At 43.3% G+C, this 25,657-nt stretch carries 22 protein-coding genes; 3 read left to right on the top strand and 19 right to left on the bottom strand.

The features are described 5' to 3' along the window. Positions 1 to 20: 20 nt before the first annotated feature. The 10 genes from A5883_RS01265 to A5883_RS01220 all read right to left on the bottom strand — a co-directional run bounded on the left by A5883_RS01265 (position 21) and on the right by A5883_RS01220 (position 14,201). A complete protein-coding gene (locus A5883_RS01265; RefSeq protein WP_086337851.1) occupies positions 21 to 1,304 on the bottom strand; it encodes an ABC transporter substrate-binding protein in 1,284 nt (427 codons plus the stop codon). A gap of 16 nt (positions 1,305 to 1,320) precedes the next feature. Continuing rightward, positions 1,321 to 2,613, bottom strand: coding sequence for an MBL fold metallo-hydrolase (locus A5883_RS01260; RefSeq protein WP_086337850.1), 1,293 nt, complete (start codon positions 2,611 to 2,613; stop codon positions 1,321 to 1,323). After that, positions 2,597 to 3,415 (bottom strand): carbohydrate ABC transporter permease, encoded by an 819-nt coding sequence (locus A5883_RS01255; RefSeq protein ID WP_005228015.1) that lies wholly within the window; start codon positions 3,413 to 3,415, stop codon positions 2,597 to 2,599. The genes A5883_RS01260 and A5883_RS01255 overlap by 17 nt, the downstream gene beginning before the upstream one ends. 4 nt (positions 3,416 to 3,419) lie before the next feature. Beyond that, on the bottom strand, positions 3,420 to 4,301 hold the full coding sequence (locus A5883_RS01250) for a carbohydrate ABC transporter permease (RefSeq protein ID WP_005228014.1): 882 nt from the start codon (positions 4,299 to 4,301) through the stop codon (positions 3,420 to 3,422). Further along, complete coding sequence (locus A5883_RS01245; protein ID WP_005228012.1) at positions 4,301 to 5,374, bottom strand: ABC transporter ATP-binding protein; 1,074 nt, start codon at positions 5,372 to 5,374, stop codon at positions 4,301 to 4,303. The genes A5883_RS01250 and A5883_RS01245 overlap by 1 nt, the downstream gene beginning before the upstream one ends. A 474-nt stretch (positions 5,375 to 5,848) precedes the next feature. After that, positions 5,849 to 7,342, bottom strand: a complete 1,494-nt coding sequence (abc-f, locus tag A5883_RS01240; protein ID WP_086337849.1) for a ribosomal protection-like ABC-F family protein — start codon at positions 7,340 to 7,342, stop codon at positions 5,849 to 5,851. 495 nt (positions 7,343 to 7,837) lie between these two features. Further along, positions 7,838 to 8,266: a hypothetical protein gene (locus tag A5883_RS01235; RefSeq protein ID WP_005228008.1), complete on the bottom strand. Its 429-nt coding sequence runs from the start codon at positions 8,264 to 8,266 to the stop codon at positions 7,838 to 7,840. Between the two features lie 170 nt (positions 8,267 to 8,436). Beyond that, positions 8,437 to 11,115 carry a cation-translocating P-type ATPase gene (locus A5883_RS01230; protein ID WP_005228006.1) on the bottom strand — a complete coding sequence of 893 codons (2,679 nt, stop codon included), beginning with the start codon at positions 11,113 to 11,115 and terminating at the stop codon, positions 8,437 to 8,439. Positions 11,116 to 11,377: 262 nt separating this feature from the next. Next, the gene (gene metG, locus A5883_RS01225; RefSeq protein WP_005228005.1) at positions 11,378 to 13,384 is read right to left on the bottom strand and encodes a methionine--tRNA ligase; all 2,007 of its coding nucleotides are present in this window, start codon (positions 13,382 to 13,384) and stop codon (positions 11,378 to 11,380) included. 328 nt (positions 13,385 to 13,712) lie between these two features. Beyond that, on the bottom strand, positions 13,713 to 14,201 hold the full coding sequence (locus A5883_RS01220) for an immunoglobulin-like domain-containing protein (protein WP_086337848.1): 489 nt from the start codon (positions 14,199 to 14,201) through the stop codon (positions 13,713 to 13,715). A 207-nt stretch (positions 14,202 to 14,408) separates the two neighbouring features. Here A5883_RS01220 and A5883_RS01215 point away from each other — a divergent pair, with 207 nt between their 5' ends. Both A5883_RS01215 and A5883_RS01210 read left to right on the top strand, forming a co-directional pair. Further along, positions 14,409 to 14,684 carry a hypothetical protein gene (locus A5883_RS01215; RefSeq protein WP_005228003.1) on the top strand — a complete coding sequence of 92 codons (276 nt, stop codon included), beginning with the start codon at positions 14,409 to 14,411 and terminating at the stop codon, positions 14,682 to 14,684. A 50-nt stretch (positions 14,685 to 14,734) separates the two neighbouring features. After that, complete coding sequence (locus tag A5883_RS01210; RefSeq protein WP_005228002.1) at positions 14,735 to 15,565, top strand: NUDIX domain-containing protein; 831 nt, start codon at positions 14,735 to 14,737, stop codon at positions 15,563 to 15,565. Positions 15,566 to 15,710: 145 nt separating this feature from the next. Here A5883_RS01210 and A5883_RS01205 read toward each other — a convergent pair whose 3' ends face one another. From A5883_RS01205 to opp3b, 5 genes are read right to left on the bottom strand one after another with little or no spacing between them, the layout of a single operon-like run. Next, positions 15,711 to 16,709, bottom strand: coding sequence for an RNA-guided endonuclease TnpB family protein (locus A5883_RS01205; protein WP_015510419.1), 999 nt, complete (start codon positions 16,707 to 16,709; stop codon positions 15,711 to 15,713). Positions 16,710 to 16,739: 30 nt separating this feature from the next. After that, the gene (locus tag A5883_RS01200) at positions 16,740 to 17,678 is read right to left on the bottom strand and encodes an ABC transporter ATP-binding protein (RefSeq protein ID WP_005227998.1); all 939 of its coding nucleotides are present in this window, start codon (positions 17,676 to 17,678) and stop codon (positions 16,740 to 16,742) included. A gap of 14 nt (positions 17,679 to 17,692) precedes the next feature. Beyond that, positions 17,693 to 18,745: an ABC transporter ATP-binding protein gene (locus tag A5883_RS01195; protein WP_216593164.1), complete on the bottom strand. Its 1,053-nt coding sequence runs from the start codon at positions 18,743 to 18,745 to the stop codon at positions 17,693 to 17,695. Then, complete coding sequence (locus tag A5883_RS01190; RefSeq protein ID WP_005227994.1) at positions 18,745 to 19,788, bottom strand: ABC transporter permease; 1,044 nt, start codon at positions 19,786 to 19,788, stop codon at positions 18,745 to 18,747. The genes A5883_RS01195 and A5883_RS01190 overlap by 1 nt, the downstream gene beginning before the upstream one ends. Further along, the gene (opp3b, locus tag A5883_RS01185) at positions 19,788 to 20,729 is read right to left on the bottom strand and encodes an oligopeptide ABC transporter permease (protein ID WP_005227991.1); all 942 of its coding nucleotides are present in this window, start codon (positions 20,727 to 20,729) and stop codon (positions 19,788 to 19,790) included. The genes A5883_RS01190 and opp3b overlap by 1 nt, the downstream gene beginning before the upstream one ends. Positions 20,730 to 20,813: 84 nt before the next feature. Between opp3b and A5883_RS01180 the strand changes: the two genes are divergently transcribed. After that, entirely contained in the window at positions 20,814 to 21,149 is a 336-nt protein-coding gene (locus A5883_RS01180; RefSeq protein ID WP_005227990.1) for a DUF3899 domain-containing protein, read from the top strand. Positions 21,150 to 21,249: 100 nt separating this feature from the next. Here A5883_RS01180 and A5883_RS01175 read toward each other — a convergent pair whose 3' ends face one another. From A5883_RS01175 to A5883_RS01160, 4 genes are all read right to left on the bottom strand, one after another. Beyond that, a complete protein-coding gene (locus A5883_RS01175; RefSeq protein WP_005227982.1) occupies positions 21,250 to 22,911 on the bottom strand; it encodes a peptide ABC transporter substrate-binding protein in 1,662 nt (553 codons plus the stop codon). 438 nt (positions 22,912 to 23,349) lie between these two features. Then, on the bottom strand, positions 23,350 to 23,997 hold the full coding sequence (pcp, locus tag A5883_RS01170) for a pyroglutamyl-peptidase I (RefSeq protein ID WP_005227979.1): 648 nt from the start codon (positions 23,995 to 23,997) through the stop codon (positions 23,350 to 23,352). 30 nt (positions 23,998 to 24,027) lie between these two features. Further along, complete coding sequence (locus tag A5883_RS01165; protein WP_086337847.1) at positions 24,028 to 24,948, bottom strand: DUF979 domain-containing protein; 921 nt, start codon at positions 24,946 to 24,948, stop codon at positions 24,028 to 24,030. Further along, complete coding sequence (locus A5883_RS01160) at positions 24,949 to 25,632, bottom strand: DUF969 domain-containing protein (protein WP_010749105.1); 684 nt, start codon at positions 25,630 to 25,632, stop codon at positions 24,949 to 24,951. Between the last annotated feature and the right edge of the window lie 25 nt (positions 25,633 to 25,657).

Here is a 25,657-nt window from a genome sequence, read left to right as displayed (position 1 = left end):
TTTGACGAAGAAATTCAGAATTATTGGTTCCAAGCATCTTCTAATTGTGGTTTCGCGTTTTCAATCAATTGATCGACATCTTGATCTGTATTAGACAAAATGTTTTCCATGATTGAACGCATTTCATTGTAAGCAGGATCAGCATTTTCAATCACTGGGATCGAGAACAATTCTTTGGTTGCATCTTCTAATTTGGCAGCGACTTTTGTTCCAGGATTGTTTTTGTATTCATCGCTTTCCAAAACAGATTCAACAACTGGCATGTAGCCGGTATCGATCGCCCATGTTTTTTGCGCTTCTGGCGAAGTTAGGTATTTCATGTATTCAAAAGCAGCGGTGCGTTGCTCTGGTGTTGCGCTGTTGAACATATACAAGTCAGTTCCTTGTTGCAAGTTGATTGGTTCTGGACGAGCTGCTACGTCATATTCAAATTTGCCTTCGGTATCTTTTTTAACAAAGCCTTCCCCTGCGATTGAGCCGACATACATTGCGACTTGCTCATTGGCAAATGGTCCAGACAAGTATTGATCAGAACCAGCGATTCGGAAGTAGCCGTCTTTGACACCATCTAGGTAGTAGTTGATGACTTCTTTTGATTCATCGCTGTCTAATTGCAAGTCTTTGTCAAAATCAACGCCTTGATTTTTCATTGCGATGGCATAGTAGTTGTTTAATGAGTCAAAACCAGCACCTACGACTTCACCGTTTGATTTTTCATAGATTTCTTGAGAAGCTTCTTTTAATTCTTCAAGGTTTGTTGGTACGTCAATACCATACTCGTCTAACATGTCTGCATTGTAAAACAGCATTTCTGTAGATTTGTTGAAAGGAATCCCGTATTGCACGCCGTCGATTTGTGCACCATCTAAAAGGGCACTGCGGATCTCTTCTTGGTCACCCCAACCGATAGTATCATCGTTGATGTATTCGCCAAGGTCAACTAGCATGTCATCTTGGGCAGCATTCCATAACCAACCAGGATATGCTTGGGTGATAGTTGGCAGATCTTTTGGTGAAGGCAAGGTTGAATTTACCTTTGCTTGCAGATCAGAGTAGCTTGATTGATTTTGCAATTCGATCTTGATGTTTGGATTTTCGTCCATGAATTGCTCGGTCAATTTCGTCAATGATTCTTCTTGCGCACCATTCATTGCATGCCAAAAGGTGACAGTCGTATCTTCGCTTAGTTCTGTAACGATTTCATCACTTTCGGTAGAACCAGATGAATCGTTGTTGTTTCCACAAGCCCCTAATACCAATGTCGCGGCTGCAGCTGCTGCAAATGCAAGTTTCTTTGTTTTCATTTTTTCCTCTCCTCTATCACGCTAAAATAATTTTTTCACCGCGTTGCGGCAATATTCTTTCACCATACGGATTCACCAGATTCTCTGGTTTCAGCGTATGGATTGGAACCAATCGTTGGGGCTCGATCCATGCAATGATCTGATCTAAATCAGCTGGTTTCGCATGTCCCGAGTTTGGCAAACGGACAAATTCGATCTCCAGTGCTGCCAATTGATCCAAAAAGACTTGATAAGCTGGATCAAAATCGCCTAACGGCTGCGCATCACTGTGAATATACAAACCACCCGTCTGCAAGTTTTCAAAATGCGCGACTGCTTGCCAAAGGTACTGGCTCGTGTCGGCACATAATGCCTGATAAGAAATCGCGAAGGCTGGATCGAGAGTCGCTGGTACTTGATCATCGATCGTATAGAACGGTACATCTTTATTGAAAATTTCTTTCAACAAAGCAGCTTGCGTCGCCTCTAAAACAACCGTCCGCGGCGCGGCTTCAACAAGCGCCATAAAGCGCTCGACATTGGCTGGATAGCCATTGAAAGTAATTTGTCGTTGGGGACTTTCTTTGACCAAACGCACGAAGGTCTCGATCAATTCTGTTTCACTTTCCACTGTGATCGCTTTGGGGTCCGGTTCTCTTTCTGGAAAGCTGATGCTGACCCCTTCCATCATCAATAAATCCGTGTGTTTGGCTAACTGACAGAATTCTTTGGTACGCTCTGGATGATAGCCATGCAAACGCAAATCACCGGTATAAGCGATAAAATGATCTGGCGTGCGAATCAACAAAGCTGCCGCACCGTACGCATCATGATCGACTGGAATGATCTCGACTTCGATTTCCCCGACCCGAATCACATCATGGGGTTCTAAGCCAATCAATTCACGGACAAAGCTTTTTTCTTCATGAGGAACGGGCAGCAAGAAGTCCCCTTTTTGATTCAACACTTCGAGGATCGCTTTGGTTTCCTTCAAGGTGTACATAGGAATATTTGGGTCTAAAAAGTTGATCATCTTGGAATGATCCAGATGGGCGTGGGAAAGAAAAACTGCTGTTTCTTGGTATTCTTTCGTTTCGCTTCCTTGGTACGTGTAATCTAAGCGTGGATCGTAGACATTTTTCAGTTCTGGTATCCAGCGATGCGCAACTAACGTTTGTAATTCTTCATCTGGTAAGGGTGTTTCTGGATGATACTCCGAACCGAAGTCAAAAAAGATATGGGCATCTTTGTACGCAACTTCGATGACGGTCCCTCCAATCGTTAAGATCCCGCTATGAAAGGTAATCGTCGTTTTATCCTTTGATGCCATCTTTAGCCACTCCTTTGATAATTTCTTTTCTAAAGATCAAGTAAATGATCAGAATTGGAATGACGGTCAAGGTCGCTGCCGCCATTTGTAAATGAACGTCACTGCCGCTTTCTGTGGTAAAGGCAGCCAATCCATTATTTAAGAGACGGTATTTTTTCTCATTCGTCACTAACAACGGCCATAAGAAGGAATTCCAGCTAGAGATGAAAGTCAAGATCCCGACTGTCACCAAGGCTGGTTTTGACATGGGGATCAAAATCCGCCGAATGTAAGCCAAATCGCTAGCACCGTCGATTTTGGCCGCTTTGTAAAAGGTATTGGAAATACTTTGCAAATAACCGTTTAAATAATAGATGTAAAAAATACTGGTCAGAAAGGGAATGATCAACGCACTATACGTATTCAATAAGCCCATTCGCGCAATCGTATTGTAATTGGTAAAGATGATGGATTCATATGGAACCATCAGTAAGGAGATCATCAAACCAATCACGAGACGCTTGTATTTGAATTCAAGACTCGTTAATGCAAAAGCAGCTAAAATTGCCGTGATCAGCGTCGCTATGGTAGTGACCGCTGAAACAAAGACCGTATTGAAGAAGTAGCGTAAAAACGGTGCTCGGGTAAAGACTTCCCCGTAGTTGCTCCATTGGAAAGACTCTGGCATGATCGTCGGTGGAATACTGGTTGCTTCACTGTAGGTCATTAGACCAGCTAAAATCATATAGACAAAGGGAAACAGCGTGATCACTGCTAAAATTGCTAAAAACAGCATCGAAACAATCGTGACAATTTTTTTCATTCGTTTATTCGCCCACTTTCTTCAAAAGTTTATTTTGGATAAAGGTGACGAGCAAAATAATGATAAACAAGATCACGGTTGCCGCCATTGCAATCCCCGGACGTCCGGCGATATGGAATTTGTCATAAATATAAAAGACTGCCGTGGTTGCACTGCGGGCGATCCCTGGCTGTCCGCCAAACAAGGCATATACTTGAGTATAGACTTTAAAGGCACTGATCAGATTGACCGTTAACAAGAAGGCAAAAGTCGGGATCAACTGCGGAAAGGTGATTTTCCGAAAAATCTCGCCATCGGTGGCGCCAAACATTTTTGCGATTTTGTAGTGTTCTTTGTCGATGTTGCGCATTCCTGCCAACAAGATAATAATGTTGAAGGCGAGGCTCGTCCAAACGCCAAAGATGATCAAGGTCGTCATACTCATATTGACATTATCCAGCCAGTTGACTGGTGGAATGCCGACAAGACTCAACAAATAGTTGATGATCCCGTAAGAGCCATTGAAAAAGTAGCGAAACACGATCCCGATGGCAATCGTACTCGTGACATAAGGCATAAAAAAGATCGTTTCAAAAAAACTTTTGTATTTGACTTTTTCAAAAATGATCCACGCAATCGCTAAAGAAAGGATCAACGCGATCGGTACGACCGCAAAAGCAAAGAGCGCCGTATTTTGCAGTGCTCGAAAGAAGACTGGGTCCGTTAAAACCCTTTGATAGTTCTCAAGCCCAGCATACTGTTGGTTAATCAAGGTTCCTTTTTGGAAACTCATGATGAAGGAACGAAACAGCGGATATACACTGAATAAGAAAATAATGACCAATGAAGGCAGTAAAAACAGCCATGCTTTCGGTTGGTTCTCAGGGTTATAATTTTTTTTGAACATTAGTAGACCCGCTCTCCTTTTTCATCAAAGATAAAGGCTTTTTTGTAATGAAAATCAAATGACACTTGCGCGCCTTCTTCAATGATTTCTTCAATACTAACGATCGATTTCATATGTTTGTCAGCCAGATCAAAGTTCAAGATTCGTTCTCGTCCGATCAGCTCCACACTCTTGACTTCCGTTTGGAACAAACCTGCTTGCAAGGTGGTCAGCACATCTTCTGGACGAATGCCTAACGTGTATTGGCCGTCTGTTAATGGTTTCTTGAAGCGAAGGTCAGTAAAACGGTCAACTGGTACAGTGAAGGCAGGATGGATCATTTGGCCATCTTTGACTTCTACTGGCAAGATGTTGATGATTGGATTACCGATGAATTTCGCTACAAAAAGATTGTTTGGTTCTAAGTAAAGGTTTTGCGGATCATCATTTTGTTGAATGATCCCCTCGTTCATCAAGATGATCTTATCACTGATAGAAAGAGCTTCTTCTTGGTCATGGGTCACGAAGATCGTGGTGATGCCCACTTCTTTGACTAACCGACGGATCTCTTCACGGATCTTCAAGCGCAAACGGGCATCTAAGTTACTTAATGGTTCATCCAGTAGTAAGACTTCTGGACTTTGCACCAAGGCACGCGTGATCGCTACCCGTTGCTGCTGTCCGCCCGAAAGGGTTCCTGGTTTTTTCTGACTTAACTCTTCAATATTGGTCAGTTTCATGAACTTTTCAGCAATTTTCTGCGCTTCGTTTTTCTTGATCTTTTTCTCTCCGACTGTCAGTGGAAACATGACATTTTCTAAAACAGTCATATGGGGATAAAGGGCATAATTCTGAAAAACAAACCCGATATTGCGGTCTTTTGGCTCGGTCTTAACAACGGAAGAACCATTAAAGCGGATATCGCCATCGGTGGGACTCAACAACCCCGCGATCAAATTCAATATCGTCGATTTCCCACAACCACTTGGTCCCAACAAACAAACCAAATCGCCTTTTTCTATTGTAAAATCTACTGCTTTCAAGGCTTCAAACTTATTATCGAAAACCTTCTTCAACCCGACTACTTCTATCAAAACTGCCCCTCCATTTTCTCTTTTTCCTCCGAATAGTTGACTGGCATTTCAAGTCACAAAAAAAACGAACTCTTGATGTTTCGGTCAAACGCTCAAAGAAATTCGGTTTTAATCATAACAAACGAATGTTTTTATTCGATACCATTATTGTAAATGTTTTGTAAAAATCATTGGGAATTATGAAAGAATTTTTAATTAATTTACCTTTTAATGAGAAAACAATGAGCCAAACAACGCAGTTTCTAGCCAGTAAACACGAACATTTTAACGTTTTTAGAAAATTTTCATGAAAAACGGGTAAAAATTATCAATCCTTTAGTATCCATTGATGTTAACACTATTTTTACGCGACTTTTTGTCCAAAAGCACCTTTAGTAATTGTTTACTAAGACCATCAGTATTTCTTCTTTTAAAATAACAAAAAAAGGATGATTATTAAAAAAACAATCATCCTTTTTCATTCTATCCTTCGCCTCAGTCACCCGTCAGCGTCAGCAATTTCGTTGAAACTTGCTCAAGAAAATAACGGTCGTGTTCAATGATTAGCATAGAAGGCTCCACCAAATGGATCACTTCCTCTAATTGCTTCTGATTGAAGACGTCCAAATAATTTAGCGGTTCATCCCAGATAAACAATTCTGCTGGTGTCGCTAATGATTTGGCTAGTTCCACGCGTTTACGCTGCCCCATGCTCATTTGCTGGATCGGCGTTTGAAAGACAGCTCTTTCCAAGCCAAGCTTTTTTAAGTTATTTAGCAGATCTTGATAATTCAAGCCATGCTCTTGGGCAAATTCTGTCAGCATCCCACAGTTGTCCTCGTAGTTTTGTCGGACATAACTGATGGTGATTCCATGGGCTGTTTTGATCGTCCCTGTCTGCTGTCCATCGAAAGTACCTAAAATACTCGCAATCAAACTGGACTTGCCAGATCCGTTGGCCCCTTGAATCCCCAAGCGCTCTTTTTGACGGATCGCAAACGTCAGCGGTTTAAACAAAGGCTTCTCATAGCCGAGCTGAAAATGCTCTGCTTCCAGCAACACATCATGATGGCTAACAAGCGGAGTCATTTTCAGAGGATCAATCCACTCAATGTCTTTTAACAACGCAGACTTGTCTTGAATTTGATCTTCCATCCGTTTAACGATCGCTTTCGAGCGCTTCATGGTCCGTGCCGCTCGGGCACCGATCGCCCCCGTATCATAGATTGCCCCGCTGCCTTTTTTGGTCGGCGACCCTAATTTGTCCCGTTCGCGTCCTCGGGACCACTCCGCTTTCTCGGCTGCCGTCTGCTTCAAACGACCGATTTCTTTTTTCAACTTGCTGTTTTGTTCTTGCTCATACGCATCTTTTTGCTGCTTTTGCAGCTCATAGACTGAATAATTCCCTTTGTACAACACCAAGCGGCTTTTTTCGATCGCCAATACATGATCGACGACTTCATCGACAAACTGTCGATCATGGCTCACAACAATAAACCCGGTTTTTTGCTGCAAATAGCGGGCAACATGTTCGCGAGCAGTCACATCCAAATGGTTGGTTGGTTCATCGATCAAAGGAAAATTCTCTTCATCAACGAACAACCGCGCCAACAGGACTTTCGTTTGCTCTCCGCCAGATAAAGTGGCAAAGGGCCGCCAAAGAACTTCTGGATCAAGCTGCAGCAGGTTCAATTCCCGTTCCAAACGCCACTGCTCAAATTCGCCAGATTCCTGTAAAACAAAAAGCGTCAGTTGCTTATCGTCAGCGACAGGTAAGGGAAAATAAACGAATTGCTGCTCATGGGTGATCGAGCCGCTATAAGGCAATTCATTGAGCAGCAGACGCAGCAAGGTCGTTTTGCCGCGACCATTTCTGCCAATCAACCCTAATTTCCATTGTGTATCAAGGTTCAAGTTGGCATCCTCAAAAAGCAACCGTTCTTGGCTGTCAAAGCCAAAAGTTAAATGATTAATACTGATATTCGACATAAATATACCTCGTCTCTATTCACGGAATAGAGTAGACCTAAAGCTATTTTCAGAATCAGTTTTTAGAGGTACACAAAAAGATCCCCCATCGAAAAAGTCAACCAATCCTGAAAATCTGCAGACTATCCCCTTGGAGGAACAGTTTCATGCAGCTTTCAACAAATTGGTTAATTTTTCAATGGAGGATCCCTCATTTCGTTTAATAGTGCCCTAAGTATAGCATTGATCGGCAAAAAAGCGCAAGTTCAGTACCCCCTGTTGCTTTTCCTTTATATTTTATTCACAAACTAAACCCGTTATCGCTGGAAACGTTCCATTAAAAAACACTTGAAACACAAAAAAACCATCAGGTTGGTTAGTCCTGATGGCAAAAGGAGTAAAATGAAAAATAAAAAGGTTGTTGGTTGTGAATTCATTATACCTCCGATAAAAAAACTTTACATGTGAAAAACATAACAGTTAAATTAAATAACTCTTGTTTAACTTGAATGTTTATCATTTTTTTAACAATAAAGCCGTCATCCGTTGAATGGCAAAAGAAATTTCGTCGGTTGCTTCATCTTGCTTGGCTTCTGCCGCATCAAAGGCTTCTTGGTCGATTTTGTTATCGAGACTCAAAATCATCTCATCACAGCCAGCAACATATTTCATATACGCCCGCTCGAATTTTTTATGGATCCCCATCACATTCGCTGGGGGACGTAATTTGCTGATTTTTTCCAGCATCAAACGGTATTTGTCCGTGCCTTCTTTAAAAATTCTAGTAATCTCTGCTAGCCGCTCAGGTGTTACCTCGGCTTCTTTCTTCTCGTCGATCGCTTTGCGGATCTCTTCATAATTGGGATTCATTTTCTCCCCGATCGCTTCTGTTTCTTTGACAAGATCGTTGATTGTTTGTACATAAAAACCTAAGTTTGGTCGCACAGTGGGTCCCCTACTTTCTTTGTTATTATCTCCTATTTTACCGTTTCTTACTGCAAATGAAAAGGTCAAGTAACAGCCGCAGGGTTTATCGAAAATAAGCCAGCAAAAAAGGCCTGCTGCCCAGGGAGAAGGACAGCAGACCATTGATTGTTTTTCCGTTTATTTTTGGCTTATTTGCGTCCCATTGCTCGTTGGATCGCTTTGACGATCTCAACGACTGGAATGATCGCAAAGGAGGCGCCTAAAACGATGCCCCATTGATACAAGTCAAGGTGTGCAACACGGAAGATATCATTTAATCCTGGCACGATGAAGATCACCAGCATCAACGCAAAGGACAACAGGATCGCCCAGTTGAAGGCTTTGTTTCTAAATGCCCCTACTTTAAAGAGCGACTGATGGATCGATTTGACGTTGAAGGCATGGAACAACTGCATCAATCCTAACGTGGCAAAGGCCATCGTTAAGGCATCGGCATGGATCGCATCGTACGTATTGTGAACGGGCCATTGGATCGCTGACCAATAAACGAACAGCACGGTTGCCGCTTCTAAGATCCCTTGGTAGATGATACTGCTCATCACACCACCAGAGAAGAAGTTGGAACTGCGTCCCCGCGGTGCATGTTTCATTAGATCTTTTTCAGCAGGCTCCATTCCTAAAGCAATTGCTGGGAATGTATCCGTTACTAGGTTGATCCAAAGCAAGTGGATCGGCAATAGCGAGTCCCAACCCCACAAGGTTGCTAAGAACAAGGTCAAAACTTCTCCTAGGTTAGCGGCTAGCAAGTATTGAATCGCTTTTTGAATATTGGAGAAGACTTTTCGTCCTTCTTCCACTGCTACGACGATCGTAGCAAAGTTGTCATCTGCTAGGACCATATCGGAAGCACCTTTAGAAACTTCGGTACCTGTGATCCCCATGCCGACACCAATATCGGCTTGCTTCAGTGATGGTGCATCGTTGACCCCGTCACCAGTCATGGCAACGACTTTGCCTTCTTGTTGCCAAGCTTTGACGATGCGAACTTTATGTTCAGGTGATACCCGTGCATAGACTGAGTAGTTCGCTACCTTTTGGGCAAACTCTTCTTCGCTCATTTTATTGAGTTCAGCGCCAGTCAAGACGGCATCATCATCGCCCGGTTTGATGATCCCTAAACGTCCCGCAATGGCTTCAGCTGTATCGCGGTGGTCTCCGGTGATCATGATTGGACGAATCCCAGCTTCTTTGGCTAAACGTACCGCATCGGCTGCTTCTGCCCGTTCTGGGTCGATCATTCCGACTAAGCCAGCAAAGACCAAATCATTTTCGACGATTTCTGATTCTAAGTTTTCTGGTACTTGGTCTACATATTTGTAGGCCATCCCCAATACCCGCAGTGCTTGTTTTGCCATATCGGTATTGTTGAATAAGATTTTTTCTTTTTCTTCATTGGTCATCGGCAGCTCTTGGCCGTCCAATAGTACTTTTGAGGTTCTGCCTAGCAAGACATCTGGTGCGCCTTTGACAGCAACTAAATAGCGGCCGTCTTCTTGTTGGTGGATCGTACTCATAAGTTTTCGGTCAGAATCAAATGGCAGATCTGCTACCCGTGGTTCTTGATTGACAAGATCTCGCACATGGAATCCTTGATCCATCCCGAATTGCACCAATGCGGTCTCAGTCGGATCACCGATCAAGTTGCCTTCTTCACCAAATTTTGTATCATTGGCAAAGTTCATGACTTTTAATGCCATGTTGTCTAACGGAATATCTTCTGAAGCAGCATGTTGCTTGTCATTGACATACAATTTTTCCACGGTCATTTGATTCAACGTCAACGTACCAGTTTTATCAGAAGCGATAATATCGGTTGCCCCAAGGGTTTCAACCGCTGGCAATTTACGGATCACTGCATTTCGTTTCGCCATTACTTGCGTACCTAAGGCTAAGATGATCGTTACGATCGCTGGCAGCCCTTCTGGGATCGCCGCTACTGCTAATGAGATCGAAGTCAATAGCATGTCGACCCATGACGTATTGTTAAAGATCGTTCCAACAAAGAACATGATCACTGCAATGATAATGATGGCGATCGTCAGGAATTTTCCTAGTTCATTTAAGTTACGCTTCAATGGTGTTTCGGTTTCTTGGGCGCTAGCCAGCATGCCAGCGATTTTCCCAACTTCAGTTCCCATCCCTGTATTGACCACGACCCCTTTGCCGCGGCCATAGGTCACATTACTGTTTGAATATGCCATATTGACGCGATCGCCGATACCGACATCCGTCCCTTCGATGACGGTCAATTCTTTTTCGACTGGTACGGACTCACCGGTCAAAGCAGCTTCTTCAATTTTTAAAGAACTTGCTTCTAAAAGGCGTAAATCTGCCGGTACGACATCTCCAGCTTCTAATAGGACAATATCCCCCGGCACCAATTCATCGCTCTTGATGGTGACGGTATGACCATTACGCAACACATTGGCATTTGGTGTAGACATTTCTCTTAGTGCTTCGATCGCCTGCTCCGCCTTCGCCTCTTGAACGACACCCATGATCGCGTTGATAATGACAACTGCTAAAATAATAATTGAGTCCACGACTTCATGGGAAACGACTGCTGAGATAATCGCCGCCGCTAGCAAAACAATGATCATTAAATCTTTGAATTGTTCAAAGAATTTTTGTACCATCGATTTCTTTTTGCCTTCTTCTAATTCGTTGGGACCGTACTCAGATAAGCGTTTTTGTGCTTCATCGTTCGTTAATCCATTGGCATCTGTTTGCATTTCTTCCAGAACATGCTGCGCTTCTTGCGCATAAAACGCCTGCGATAGCTGTTCCTTTTTGTTTTCTTCTGACATGTTTCTCCTCCTTTTATATTTACTCTTCCTTTATTGTACATGATATGAAAAAAAATAGACTTATGTATGCACTGTCTAAGCATACATAAGTCTCACTGTTTAAGACAGCACCAGAAATTTCTTTCAGGATGGTGATACTGCCGCAGATAAAATCCGCCAATTACTCCCTCATGTTCATGTCAATAACCTACATTATACAAAAACTTTTCAGGTCTGGCAATTTTAATTTTGCTGAAACTAGCAGAAGGATTTCTCCTAAGAATCAGGCGATGATCGAACCGTTTGGCATGCCTTTTGGTGCTTCCACGATTTGCAGACGACCGTCATTGTCTTCTGCTGAAAGGATCATTCCTTGGCTGACTTGTCCCCGCATTTTCCGCGGTTTCAAGTTAGCAACGATCACGACTTTTTTACCGATCAAATCTTGCGGTTCTGGATAAAATTCAGCGATCCCCGATAAAATTTGACGATCTTGATCATCTCCCGCAGCTAAGCGGAATTGCAGCAACTTGTCGGCGCCTTTGACTTTTTGACAGTCAACGACTTCTGCCACTTTTAATTCGATCTTGTCGAAGTCTTCGTATTTGATCTCGGCTTTTTCGGATTGCAATGTGGTTTCTTCTGGATTCCATTTGACTGTTTCTTCTGGACTTTGCGTCCCTTCAGCCATTTTCTTTTGGATGTAGGCTACTTCTGTTTCAAGTTCCAAACGAGGGAAAATCGGTGTGCCTTTGGCAACGACTTTCGTACCGCTTGGAAATTCACCAAAGCGTAAATCTTTCAGATCCATGGCAACAGAAGCCAATCCTAATTGTTGGAAAATATTGGCTGGTGTTTCTGTCATCACCGGTTGCAATAAGATCGCAACGATGCGTAAGCTTTCCGCTAAATGAACCATTACACTGTTTAATTCAGCACGCTTTTCTTCTTCTTTGGCTAATACCCATGGTTGAGTTTCGTCAATGTATTTGTTGGCACGGGAGATCAATGTCCAAACTTCTGACAATGCCGTACTGAATTCCATTTTATCCATGGCTTCATGGTAACGACCAACCACATTGGCCGCAGTCGTTGACAGCTCGCTATCAAAAGGCGTCACTTTTGAGGCATAATCTGGGACTAAGCCATCACAATATTTATTGATCATAGCGATCGTCCGATTCAACAGGTTGCCTAAGTCATTGGCTAGATCGTAGTTCAAACGAGAAACGAAATCTTCTGGTGTAAATACACCATCGCTACCAAAAGGAACCGCCCGTAAGAGGTAATAACGCAACGCATCTAAACTGTAGCGCTCCACTAACATTTCTGGATAAACGACATTGCCTTTAGATTTCGACATCTTGCCGTCTTTCATCATCAACCAGCCATGACCAAAGATTTTTTTCGGCAATGGCAAGTCTAATGCCATCAGCATGATTGGCCAATAGATTGTATGGAAACGCACGATTTCTTTCCCAACCATATGCACGTCAGCTGGCCAATATTTTTGGAACAAGGAATCGTCGTCTGAGCCATAGCCCAATGCCGTAATATAGTTGGATAACGCATCGATCCACACATACACCACGTGTTCAGGGCTAGCAGTGACTGGAATGCCCCATTTAAAGGTCGTTCTGGAAACAGCCAGGTCTTCTAACCCTGGTTTGATGAAATTATTCAGCATTTCATTTTTACGTGATTCTGGTTGAATGAACTCGGGGTGCTCATCATAGTATTCAACCAAACGATCGGCATATTTGCTCATGCGGAAGAAATAAGAAGATTCCTTCACCAATTCTACCTCATGACCGCTTGGCGCTTTACCGCCGATGACTTTGCCTTCTTCATCTCGGTAAACTTCTGCTAATTGCGTTTCAGTAAAGTATTCTTCATCAGAAACGGAATACCACCCTTCATATTCACCAAGATAGATATCTCCTTGATCAAGCAATTGCTGGAAGATTTTTTGAACAGCTTTTTTATGGTAATCATCCGTTGTGCGGATAAATTTATCGTAACTGATGTCTAGTGTGTTCCATAGTTTCTTGACGTCAGCTGCCATTTTGTCGACGTATTCTTGCGGATCTACGCCAAGTTCTTCTGCTTTTTTCTCAATTTTTTGACCGTGCTCATCGACACCCGTCAAATAAAAGACATCAAAGCCCATCAATCGTTTGTATCGTGCTACCGCATCACAAGCGATCGTCGTGTAAGAATTCCCGATATGCAGCTTGCCGCTTGGATAATAAATTGGCGTCGTAATATAGAATGTTTCTTTTTCAGCCATGGACGCAAGTCCTCCTTTTCACTAGTAAAGTGTATACTTAGGTAGTATACAGTTCGCAACCCAAAAATGCTATAATTTTAATCAAAAAAGCGGATAACCTAAGACCTTTTTCCATGGTCTACAAGGAACAAAGGAATCGTTTTGGTCCTTAACACGCAGCAAATAAACCAGCAGATTTGAGCATTTCTCTTCTACTAGTTATCATAGCGCAGATAGCCGTTCACTTCAATGTTCTAGGGGAAGAATCTTGCTTAGATACAAAGGGTGCTAGTGAGGGAGTTGCTTCTTTTTTCTGATCGTTTTGTGTCTTCCAAGCGGCAACTAGCGATTATTCGATCATAAATTCTATCATCAGCGTTTGTGGTCCCTCTTCTTCAATGGTCACTTCTTTGATCAAGCGATAGGTTCCTTTCGACAAGGTGCCAAAATACTCCGACCAATTGATTAATAAAGTTGTTTGACTGTGGGCAGAGGCATAAAGACCGATGTCTTGAAAAACCACGTCTTCTTTAAAAAGGAGTTCCCGCCATTCATCCCCCTCGAAAACATCCACTGCAAAATAGTTGTCGTAGATCACCCTCTGATCGGAATGATTGTACAGTTTGAAGCGTCCGGATGTTGCTGTGCTGATTTCCACTTCCAGACGAAGGGTTGCTTGTTGAGGGAATGGGGGCCCCATAAACGTATCGGCAGGGATTCGATTGACACTTTGCCCAACCATCAAATCCGTCGGCTGCTCTTGCAGCTGACGGAAACGGGTACAGCCACTAATGATCAACAACAGCAATAGAAAAACGAGAAACTTGATTGTCTTCACCTCTTTGTCCCCCCTCTCGAAAGAATTCTCTGCGGCTCACCTTCTTTCCTCTAGTATACCTATTTCGTGCCTTTTCAGCAGCATTTCTAGTCATTTATTGCTTTTTTTGAGAAAAAGGATCTGAAAAAGCTTCTTGCAGACGGTCTTTGATTAACAGGTGCTTCTTTTGCTATAATGAGGAAGACTTCACTTATAGAAAGGAACGCTATGACTCGAAAAAACAAACAGCATTTTTTGCTTTTAACTGTGCTTTCTGTGGGACACTTGCTTTTTTCAACCACAAGTTACCCCTTTTTGTTTGCGTACTTCAATAGCCATGATTATGCTGCGCTCTTTGCAACAGCGATGGCAGTCCTCCGTGTGCTTTTTTTGCTCTGGATCGCTCTTTGGGGCTATTCAGCACTCAAAGAACACCCGCCGTCTTCTTGGCTTTATCTCGCATTATTTTTCCTTAATTTGATCGTTCCTTATTTTTTCCGTTAAGGAAAACCGTCGCGTTCAGCTACTTACTTTATCTAAGGCAGGAGAAACCAATGAAAGAATTTACCTCAAAATCAGCTGAAAAACACTACTATGAAAAAGAAGCGTCAGAAGCAGAGTTTCTTACATGGTATCAGGCGCAAGATCAGCCGAAATACGAGAAACCTTCCGTAACCGTCGATATGGTTTTGATGTGTTACAACAAAGAAGAAGAACAATTAAAAATTGCGCTGATCCAAAGAAAAGGCCACCCTTTCCGTAATTCTTGGGCATTGCCGGGAGGCTTCGTCAATCCCAATGAATCGACGGGGCAAAGTGTGATCCGTGAGACGCAAGAAGAGATCGGGGTCACCATCTCCAAGCAAAACATCGAACAGCTGCATACCTTCAGCACCCCAGATCGCGATCCTCGCGGTTGGGTGATCACCGTCAGCTATTTGGCTTTTATCGGTGAAGAACCCTTAAGTGCCGGTGACGATGCGAACCAAGTACGCTGGTTCTCTTTAGAAAGAAAAGCCAATCAAATTTATTTGACCAGCGGCGAGATCGAGATCATTCTTGACCTAGTGACTGGCGCCTCTGTTGGAAAAGATACGTTGGCTTTTGACCACAGCGCGATCATCCTCAAAGCTTTCAAACGGGTTGCCAACAAGATGGAACACGAGCCACAAGTGCTGCTCGTGTTAGGCAAAGACTTTACGATCACGGAAGCCCGTAAAGTATTCGCCAAGTTTTTAGGGATCGATTTTAAAATGATCGATCATTCCAACTTTAAAAAATCCATGCTCCAATATTTTACGGAAGTTGGCGAAAAGCCCGTCGGCATCGGGCGTCCCTCAAAGATCTATCGCTTAAATGACGCATTTTTAGGTGACAAAATGTAAAAAAATACAACCCCCTGTCAGACCGTAGTTTGGCAGGGGGTTGCTGGTTAATCATAATTAGTGAACGTGGTTCCTAGAAACAAAAATCAGAAAGATTTTTTCTATACCCAAGGCGATCCCTGGCGTTCCTTCCAGTTCAAGCGGCTCAGCTGCTCATTTCGCCTGAGAGCCGTTCTAGCTTCTGTTGGTCCTGCGTATCCAACGTAACAAAACGCAGTTCTTTGCCGTACCACTGCGCTTTGTACTGGATTTTACGAACGAATTGATGCCAATCACTGATGCTGTAATGACCAGCTTTTAAAACCGTATCTTCTGCGATTTGTTCCAAATAGATCGTATCGTACTGTTTTACGAGATGGTAGCTGACTTGATCGATGAATTCCCGCTTTTGACAGCAGTGAAAACGATAAAGGCGAGCGACCTTTCCTTTTAGCTTCTGATAATTTCGCGCCTGGGTCAAAAGGATTTTTTTCCGTTTGACCGCCGTCGCTTTCACCTGAAGCTTGCGTTCTGCTCGCGTCAGCTTTTGCTTCGTTTGGATGGCATGTTCACAGGTGATGGGTATCGGCTGGTTGGCTTTGACCAACTGCTGCGGATCATAAACAACAGCGACAGAGGCTTGCTGCTTCGGCAATGGCGAGATCTCTTCCAAACAAAGGATCGAGATGTAAAACTCTTCGTTGTTTTTTGCTGAGATCGTTGCCGATTTGATCTTCCCTTTGATCGCCCGATGCTTTTTTACGGGAACCAATGTTTTAAGCTTTGGCAGCTTGATTTGATCGTCTTCAAAATAAATGGTGTGCTGCTGATTATTGGTGGTATACGATTGCCAGATACTTTTTTTGGTTTTCATTTTTGGAAAGCCAGCCCGCTTTTGAAAGTAATTTCGAAACGCTCGGTCCAGATTCCGTTGTGCATTCGCCAATGCCAAACTATCGGTCTCCTTCAAAAAAGGATACTCCTTTTTTAGTTTGGCTGGCGTCAACCCTTGCTTTGCTTCATTGTTGGCCAGCTCCTCCATCTTTGCCTCTAGCAGTTGATTGTACGTAAAACGTACACAGCCGAAGGTTTCGATGAAAAACTGTTTTTGCTGTCCATTAGGATAGATCCGAAATTTGTATGCTTTTAAAACACCCAGTTTCATCTCCTCCTAACACTCCCTATACCTTTGACGCTAGTTCCCCTTTTTTTGTGCTAACTTTTCTTGATAGATCTTGGCTTCTTTTTTCGTGGCATAAACGAAATGTCCTGGTGCGATCTCTTCCATTGCTCGTTCTTGGTTATCGTTTGGTTCGCTGACGTATTTGATCCGTTTGCGTTGACGCTCATGGTCAGGATCTGGCAGCGGAATCGCTGATAAAAGACTTTCAGTATACGGATGGACCCCGTAATGATAGATTTCATCGCTGGTGCCTACTTCTAGCAGTTTGCCGTTGTGCATCACGCCGATCCGATCGCTGATGTGTTTGACCATCGATAAATCATGGGCGATAAACAAGTACGTCAATTTATGTTCTTCTTGCAGATCTTGCAGCAAGTTGACGACTTGGGCTTGGATCGAAACATCCAATGCCGAGATCGGTTCATCACAGATGATGAATTTTGGATCGACGGCTAACGCGCGGGCGATCCCGATCCGCTGACGTTGTCCACCTGAAAATTCATGAGGATAACGGGTCCCGTGACTTGGGTTTAGTCCGACGGTTCGCAAAAGTTCATCCACCCGATCATTGCGTTCTTTTTCATTTTTGGCTAGTCCGTTAATATCGATCCCTTCGGCAATAATGTCCCGAACTTTCATCCGTGGATTCAAGGAAGCATAAGGATCTTGGAAGACCATTTGAACTTCTCGACGAAAATCAGCCAGCGGTTTCTTGCCTTTGATTTTCATAACATCTTGTCCATCAAAAAGAACTTCGCCTCCGGTAGGGTTATTCAAACGAATCACCGTCCGTCCAGTCGTCGATTTTCCGCTTCCGGATTCACCGACTAGACCAAAGGTTTCTCCTTCATAGATTTGGAAGGAGATATCATCGACGGCTTTGACTTCGTCTTTGCGGCCAACGTTAAAATATTGTTTGAGATTCTTTACTTCAAGTAAAACTTTTTCCAACCGTTTCTCCTCCTTTAGACAGATGCCTGAGTATTTTTTTCTTGGAATTTTTTCCAGCGAATCAAGATCTCATCCGGCGGAGTCACTTTCGGTGCTTGCGGCGCTAATAGCCAAGTGGCCGCTTTGTGCGTCGGTGAGACGTCAAAGAATGGCGGTTGCTGTTCAGCATCGATCTGCAAGGCAAACTCGTTCCGTGGATAAAAAGCATCGCCTGTTGGCGGATCTAACAAATCTGGAGGTGAACCAGGAATCGCGTACAAGCGATCGCCTGTTCCTTCTAACGTCGGCATCGAACCTAACAAGCCCCAAGTGTATGGATGTTGCGGGTTGTAGAAGATCTCTTCTGCGGTCCCCACTTCGACGATTTTCCCACCGTACATCACGGCCACCCGATCCGCCACATTGGCAACGACCCCTAAGTCATGGGTAATGAAGACGATGGACGAATTGATTTTCTTCTGGATATCTTTTAATAACTCTAAGATTTGTGCTTGGATCGTTACATCCAATGCAGTCGTTGGTTCATCTGCAATCAAGATCTGCGGGTAACAGATCAACGCGATCGCAATGACGATCCGCTGCCGCTGACCACCAGAAAATTGATGCGGATAATTTTTCAAGCGTTTCTCAGCATTCGGGATGCCGACAAGGTTCAATAGTTCCAACGCTTGTCGCAAGCCTTCTTTTTTACTGATTTTGTTGTGCTTCATCAATGATTCTGCCACTTGCTTGCCAATCGGCATCGTTGGGTCCAATGAAGTCATTGGATCTTGGAAAATCATGGCGATTTCCTTGCCACGGATTTTTTGCAGTTCTTTTTCGGATTTTTTCAAAATGTCCGTCCCATTGAAGAGGATCTGGCCATTATCGACATTGGCATTGCTGGCTAACAACCCCATGATACTGCGGGTCGTCACGGACTTGCCGCTCCCAGATTCGCCCACGATCGCCAAGGTTTCTCCTTTGTATAGATCGAAACTGACATCGCGGATCGCTTGGACTTTCCCAGCAAAGGTGTCAAAAGAAATTTCTAAGTTTTTCACTTCTAAGACTTTTTTCATAGCAATCACTCTTTCATTTTCGGATCAAAGGCATCACGCAAACCGTCTGCCAGCAAGTTGAACCCAATCATAATCACAGACAAGGTCACAGCTGGTACCCACATTTGGTAAGGCAGGAACAAGAAGGTTTTGTAGCCATCGCTTAGTAACATCCCTAAAGATGCTGAAGGTGGTTTTAATCCTAGCCCAATAAAGCTTAGGAAGGCCTCGAAGAAAATCGCCGAGGGAATACTGAACATCATTTGTACGATGATCACGCTGGAAATATTCGGTAATACGTGTTTCATCGCAATCTTGAGGCGACTTTCCCCCAGCGTCGTTGCGGCTAAAACGAATTCTTGATCTTTTAGTTTCATCGTTTGGGCCCGTACGATCCGCGCCATTGGAATCCAGTTAGTGATCGCCATTGCTGCCACGATCGAGAAGATCCCAGGTTCAAAAACCACCAACATCAAGATCATTACCACCAAGTTGGGAATACCAGATAAGATTTCTAGAAAACGTTGCATCACATTATCGATCCGTCCACCTAAAAGACCAGAGATCAGGCCATAGGTTACACCAAAGATGATGTCAAGCATTGCCGCGATAAACGCGATCAACAAGGAAATACGTGTCCCTACGAATAGACGACTCAATAGGTCACGACCCAAGCCATCCGTTCCTAAAAGGAAATACGTCCCGTCAGGAACATTGGCAGCTGCATACTTATCTACTAGCTCGCCTCCCACCATCGCATAGCCGTTTAAGCCATTGATGTTGATACCAGGAATTTTCGGCGGCAGATTTGTAAAGGTTACATTTTGCGCGGTTGGATCATGCGGCGAGACAAAAATCGTAATGATTGAGATCGCGATAATGATCAGCAACAAAATGATTGAGAAGACCGCGGCTTTGTTCTTTTTCAGACGACGCCATGAATCTTGGAAAAACGTTAATGAAGGGGTTGCGATCGCTTCACGCTCTTCATTGGTATTTTTTTGTAACGGTTGAAATTTGGCTGCATCGATGGCAGCAACATCATTTGCTGTGTAAGGTTTCTCTGCCATTAGCCACGACTCCCTTCTGAAACTCGGATCCGCGGATCAACGATTCCATATAAAATATCAACAACAAGAATAACAAAGACCAACATCGCGGAATAAAGAATTGTTACCGCCATGATCGTTGGATAGTCATTGGTCATGATTGATTTTACGAACTGTTCACCGATACCTGGGATCGCAAAAATATTTTCTACGACAAGAGAACCCGTCATCAAACCGACAGCTAGCGGTCCTAACAGCGTCAATAATGGAATCAAACTATTCCGCAAACCATGCTTGAAGGCAATTTCCCAGCGGCTTAACCCTTTTGCTCGTGCCAACTCGACATAATCACTATGCAGCACTTCCACCATCTCGGTTCGAATAAACCTGGCGGAATCCGCTAACGGCGACATCGCCAAGGCGACGGTCGGTAGGATCGTGCTGGCAAAAGTCTCCCACTTAGCAATCGGTAAGATCCCTAGTTTGATGGCAAAAATGTATTGCAGCAACACGGCAAAGACAAAGTTAGGGATCGAACGTCCTAAGATCGCCACTAAGGTAGACGTTGTATCGATCCAAGTATTTTGCTTCATCGCAGAGATCGTTCCTAAAATGATCCCAAAGAACGTACCAAAGATGATCGCTTGTAGCCCTAGTTGCAGTGAAGGTCCGATTCTTCCTGATAATAAATTCGCTACTGGCTGGTTTTTAAATTGGAAAGAGATCCCAAAGTCACCTTTTAGTAAATTGGTCAAATAAAGCCAATATTGGGTAATGATCGGTTTGTCCAATCCTGCTTGCTCATTTAGCAAGGCAATTTGTTCTGGACTTAATTTTTCAGCATTCGTATATGGTGTTCCTGGCAAAAATTGCATCAAGAAAAAGGTGATCGTGGCAATCAGCCATAATGTTAAGACCATGTAGAACACTCGTTTCAATAAATATTTCAAAAAGCTGTTCACGCAGTTTCCCCCTTAAGTATTTTGACTTCTATTCAATAATTATGTAAATTAACATAGTACGAATCATTAAAAAGGAGTCAGATCATGAAAATAAAAAAAAGTAGTGGGCTCATACCCCTCCTATGCCTCGCAATTTCTGGCGGATGGTTAGCCATAAAAAATGAATTTTCCATAGCAGCTCTTTCAGATGCCCTTTTCTTGTGGGCGCTGTTCTTTTTGATCATTGGCGGTTTTTTATGGGTATTTGCTTCTGGTTTCTTTGACCATTTTCAATACTCCATGAAGAAAGCTTTTTCCAAAAATAAAACAGATTATCTGAAATTATCCCAAGTCGGCAAACAGAGCTACGCCTTTTGGTTATGGCCTGGTGTCTTCTTGTTATTCCTTTCATTGCTCTTTTTAATGATTGCTACTAGTTAATTTCATTCTTATAGTTTTACTCATTGAAATGAGAAGCAAAAGGCTGAGACAAGAAATTGTCCCAGCCTTTTCTTCGGCATTTCAAGTCAACTACTCGTGATTATTCGATTGATGTCCACTTGTAGTCGTATTGTGCGCCCGCTGCGTGAGCAACAACACCTTTGACTTTTGTTGCACGTAAGTGTGCTTCCGCTTTTTGATAAACTGGAATGACACCTTGTTCATTCATAATGATTTTTTCTGCATTGACTAGATCTTCCCAACGTTTGTCAGGGTCATTGGCATTGGTTGTACCCGCTGCTTCAACGGCTGCATCATATTCTTCGTTGCTCCATTGCCCACGGTTGTATGAGTTGCCTGTCGTAAACAAGTCAGTAAAACTACTTGCATCGGCATAGTCAGCACCCCAACCACCCATTACTGTATCAAAATCACCAGCGTTTGAACGATCCAAACGAACAGAGAATGGTACTGGACTTAACGTGACTTTCACACCGTCCAATGTTTTTTCGATCGTATCTTGCAAGTACTCAATGATTTTCTTCGTTGAGTCTGTATCAGAAGCTAAGATATCAAATTCTAATGAATCGATCCCTAATTCTTCTTTGGCTTTTTCCCAATGTTCTTTGGCTTGTTCTTCATTGTATTCAATGACGCTGCCAGCTGCTTCCGTGAAGTCTGTATGATCACCAGGGCTGAAGGTCATGCCTTCTGGTACCAACCCAGTTGAAGCAATCGAACCATCCCCTAAGATCGATGTCACTAAGGCATCACGGTCGATCGCATAAGAGATCGCTTTACGTAAGTTTTCGTTACGGAAAGGTGAATCTTCATCACGTTGGTTCAATTCTAGGTAAGAAGTCGTTGCTTCTGGTTGAGAAACGAAGGCTTCATCGTTAGCCATTTGTTGCGCTAATTCACCTGTTAGGATGACATCATCTGCTTGTCCATCTTGGAAAAGGTTCAAGGCAGTTGAGGATTCCTTCACGACGCTTACGTTGATCGTTTGTAATTTAACAGTATCTTTGTCCCAATATTGGTCGTTCTTTTCATAAGCCCATTCCGTATCCGTTCCTGGTCCATCAAACCCAGTCAAGACAAACGGTCCATTATAGACAGCATTGTCGCTAGTTGACGCATATTGATCGCCATTTTCTTCTACCACTTTTTGATTTTGTGGGAAGAAGGATGGGAATGCTAATAAGTAGTCAAAGTAAGGTGTTGCTTTTGCTAGGGTGATTTCTAATTCATAATCCCCCACTGCTTTGATGCCTAGCTCTGATGGATCCGTATCACCTGCTGTGATGGCATCTGCGTTCTTAACTGGTGAAAATAGATACGCGTATTCTGATGCTGTTTCAGGTTTGACTGTCCGTTGCCAACCATAGACATAATCCGCTGCTGTAACAGGGTCACCATTTGACCATTTCGCATCTTCACGTAATTTGATCTTGTAAGTCAGTCCATCCTCGCTGACTTCAGCTGCTTCAGCTGCACCAGCAGGTTGTGGTGTACTGTCAGCATCCAAACGATACAGTCCTTCATATACATTGTTCAATGCACTGAAGCTGATCGTATCGGTTGCTAATGAGAGATCCGCACTTGGCATTTCTTGTGAAACCACTACGTTAAACACTTGTTCTGCACTGCTGTCGCCGCTTGCTGCTGTGTCATTGCTTGAACTATTTGTTCCGCCCGTTGTACAACCGGCTAACGCCACGCCACACACAGCCACTAAACCATAGGCCCATTTATTCTTCATCCTGTCCTACCCCTTAATTGAATTAATTTTCAGAATAATCATGCGATTTCTGAAGTTAGATAAGATTTTAATTAATAATTATTAAAAAAGCAATCCTTTTTTCGATAAAAAACACCTCTGACAGAAAGTTTTCTTGGTATTTACTTACCTTACTCTCATCAAACATTCGTTAAATGCTATTTTTCCTTTCTTTATAAGAAATAAAGCAAAAAAAATAATAAAAAAACATGGTTAAATGTAACTTACATTCATTTTCTGTCTTTCTTTTTCATTTGATCCGTCAAAATGAGAAATGTCTGATAGAAGGGTAAACATACAGAAATCGCCAATGATTTTTTCAAAATAGTCCAAAAAAAGACCTGATCGCATGCTTGCTGATCAGGTCTTCTCGCCTTAAAGACATTTGTTTCATCCCCGAAAGGATGTACTCTTTAATGATTAATGGATCGCGCCGCCAATTGCTTTTAGATCTTCTTTGTCGGCATAATCAACGATGGCTTCCACCGCTGCAGTCAATCCTTTGGCGATGTCTTCGATGCTCATTGCAGGCTGTCCTGCTTTATCGACGACTTGCTGAGGAATAAACGGCACGTGGATAAAACCACCCTTCATTTCAGGGTATTTTGTATCGATCATGTATTGTACTTGATACATGATGTGGTTGCAGACGAAGGTTCCAGCAGTATTAGAAACGGCTGCCGGTATTCCTGCTTTTTTCATGTTTTCTACCATTGCTTTGATCGGCAGTTGTGTGAAGTAAGCAGGCTTCCCTTCTGTTTGGATCGCTTCATCGACGGGTTGATTGCCTTCGTTATCAGGAATCCGGGCATCATCCACATTGATCGCCACTCGTTCTGGTGAGATGGCAAACCGTCCACCCGCTTGGCCAATGTTTAAAACGACATCTGGGTGGATCTCTTCAATTTTCTCTGCGACGATCGCTGCTGATTTCCCAAATACAGTGGGGATCTCTGCTTTCACGATCTGTGCACCATGAATTGTATCTGGCAGTAATTTCACTGCTTCTAAGGCAGGATTGATTGCTTCTCCGCCAAATGGATCAAATCCAGTAATTAATAGTTTCATTTCCATCATCCTTCCCTCTTTGTTTTACCACTAAAATGCCCAAAAGTACATTAAAGCGATGTGGATCACTAACAACAAGAATGCAATTGGGGCTTGTGCTTTAATGACGCCATTGGGGTCTTTCATCTCTAACAAGGCCACTGGCAGTGCATTGAAATTGGCTGCCATCGGAGTCAGCAATGTGCCACAAAAACCAGCGGTCATTGCCAACGCACCAGCAACGACTGGGTCGCCGCCTTGCGCCATCACAAAAGGTACACCGATGCCTGCAGTAATAACGGTAAATGCCGCAAAACCATTTCCCATAATCATAGTAAAGATCATCATTCCTAAACAGTAAGCCACGACGCCGATAAAACGATTGCCTTCTGGCACGACACCAGAGATTCCTTGAGAAATCACATCACCGACACCAGCAGCGTTAAAAATGACACCTAGTGCTGCTAATAACTGCGGCAAGATACCGGCAGTTCCGACTTGACGAAGCATCCGGTCGGAATCTTCCAGCACTGTTTTCGGTTTAGCGGAAGTTAGCACGACTGCCAACAAGAGCGCTAAGATCGATGCGATCCCGATTCCAACTTGGCCTCCTAATGGTGTATAAGAAATCACCACAGCGATCAATGCTAAGCTGATACATGGCACGAAGATCGTACTACCGATCCGTTTAGCCGATGCTTCTGCTTTTTCATCATCCACGTCCACGATTTTACCAATCTGCACTTGTTTGAAGAAGGTCAAACAGCCCATCAAAACGATCAAAATCCCGTCCACAAGATACGGCAAGAAATTCCCGAAAGCAAAGACGATCCCTAGCAGTAACCAAAAAGCAGAGGTGCCTAATCGGGTGGGATGATCCGCTTCGCGAAAAACCCGTACAGCCGTCATGATCGACAGCAATCCGATCAAGATATAAAAGAATTCCAGTAATCCGTTAACGATTCCTTCCATCTATTTGTCCTCCTTCTTGCCATATTTTTTTGCTAATTTACGATCAAAGAGCAAGTTCGACAACGTAGCAATGACTAAGACGATCAATGCGATCGGCAATGAGGCTTGCGCGATTGAACTAGCTGCCACATCGTAGCCAAGAGATTGCAATGTTCCTACGATCAATAGCACACCAGAAGCAGCCACAAAGGTATTTTGCGCAAAGAAATTCCCGAAGTTTTCGTTAGCGGCAGCCCGAGCTTTGATTTTTTCCTGATCTTTTTCATCCAGTTCCCCAAATTTGTTTTCCCCAGCAGCTTGCGCCATCGGGTTAACGATCGGGCGGATAAATTGTGTATGTCCTTGGATCCGAATAGAGAAAAAGCCAGCAAGTTCTCGAATAAACAAGTACAAGCTCAAGAACTTCCCTGGTGTTAAGCCTTTGATCTTTTCAATCAATATGACTGCCTGCTGCTTCAAGCCAAAACGTTCTGACAAGCCGACCATCGGTAGTGTCAGTAAGAACAGTGTAACGAGTCGATTATTGACAAACGCTTCTCCTAACATTGTTAAAAAATCAACAACAGAAATCCCCGACACAAGCGCGGTGACAAAACCAGCAACGATTACGACAGCAATAGTATCTAGCTTCAGCAAAAAGCCGACTAAAATAACTAGAATACCAATTAATTTAATCCATTCCATCAAATCATCCTTTCACGATATGTTA

It is taken from the genome of Enterococcus sp. 5B3_DIV0040, assembly GCF_002140755.1.
Classification (GTDB): domain Bacteria; phylum Bacillota; class Bacilli; order Lactobacillales; family Enterococcaceae; genus Enterococcus_D; species Enterococcus_D casseliflavus.
This window is presented reverse-complemented; position numbering and strand designations above follow the sequence as displayed.

Coding starts and splice junctions, on each gene's coding strand:
- A5883_RS01265 (WP_086337851.1), bottom strand. CDS start 1,304: ATGAAAACAAAGAAACTTGCATTTGCAGCAGCTGCAGCCGCGACATTG.
- A5883_RS01260 (WP_086337850.1), bottom strand. CDS start 2,613: ATGGCATCAAAGGATAAAACGACGATTACCTTTCATAGCGGGATCTTA.
- A5883_RS01255 (WP_005228015.1), bottom strand. CDS start 3,415: ATGAAAAAAATTGTCACGATTGTTTCGATGCTGTTTTTAGCAATTTTA.
- A5883_RS01250 (WP_005228014.1), bottom strand. CDS start 4,301: ATGTTCAAAAAAAATTATAACCCTGAGAACCAACCGAAAGCATGGCTG.
- abc-f (WP_086337849.1), bottom strand. CDS start 7,342: ATGTCGAATATCAGTATTAATCATTTAACTTTTGGCTTTGACAGCCAA.
- A5883_RS01230 (WP_005228006.1), bottom strand. CDS start 11,115: ATGTCAGAAGAAAACAAAAAGGAACAGCTATCGCAGGCGTTTTATGCG.
- metG (WP_005228005.1), bottom strand. CDS start 13,384: ATGGCTGAAAAAGAAACATTCTATATTACGACGCCAATTTATTATCCA.
- A5883_RS01215 (WP_005228003.1), top strand. CDS start 14,409: ATGACTCGAAAAAACAAACAGCATTTTTTGCTTTTAACTGTGCTTTCT.
- A5883_RS01210 (WP_005228002.1), top strand. CDS start 14,735: ATGAAAGAATTTACCTCAAAATCAGCTGAAAAACACTACTATGAAAAA.
- A5883_RS01205 (WP_015510419.1), bottom strand. CDS start 16,709: ATGAAACTGGGTGTTTTAAAAGCATACAAATTTCGGATCTATCCTAAT.
- A5883_RS01190 (WP_005227994.1), bottom strand. CDS start 19,788: ATGGCAGAGAAACCTTACACAGCAAATGATGTTGCTGCCATCGATGCA.
- A5883_RS01180 (WP_005227990.1), top strand. CDS start 20,814: ATGAAAATAAAAAAAAGTAGTGGGCTCATACCCCTCCTATGCCTCGCA.
- A5883_RS01175 (WP_005227982.1), bottom strand. CDS start 22,911: ATGAAGAATAAATGGGCCTATGGTTTAGTGGCTGTGTGTGGCGTGGCG.
- pcp (WP_005227979.1), bottom strand. CDS start 23,997: ATGAAACTATTAATTACTGGATTTGATCCATTTGGCGGAGAAGCAATC.
- A5883_RS01165 (WP_086337847.1), bottom strand. CDS start 24,948: ATGGAAGGAATCGTTAACGGATTACTGGAATTCTTTTATATCTTGATC.
- A5883_RS01160 (WP_010749105.1), bottom strand. CDS start 25,632: ATGGAATGGATTAAATTAATTGGTATTCTAGTTATTTTAGTCGGCTTT.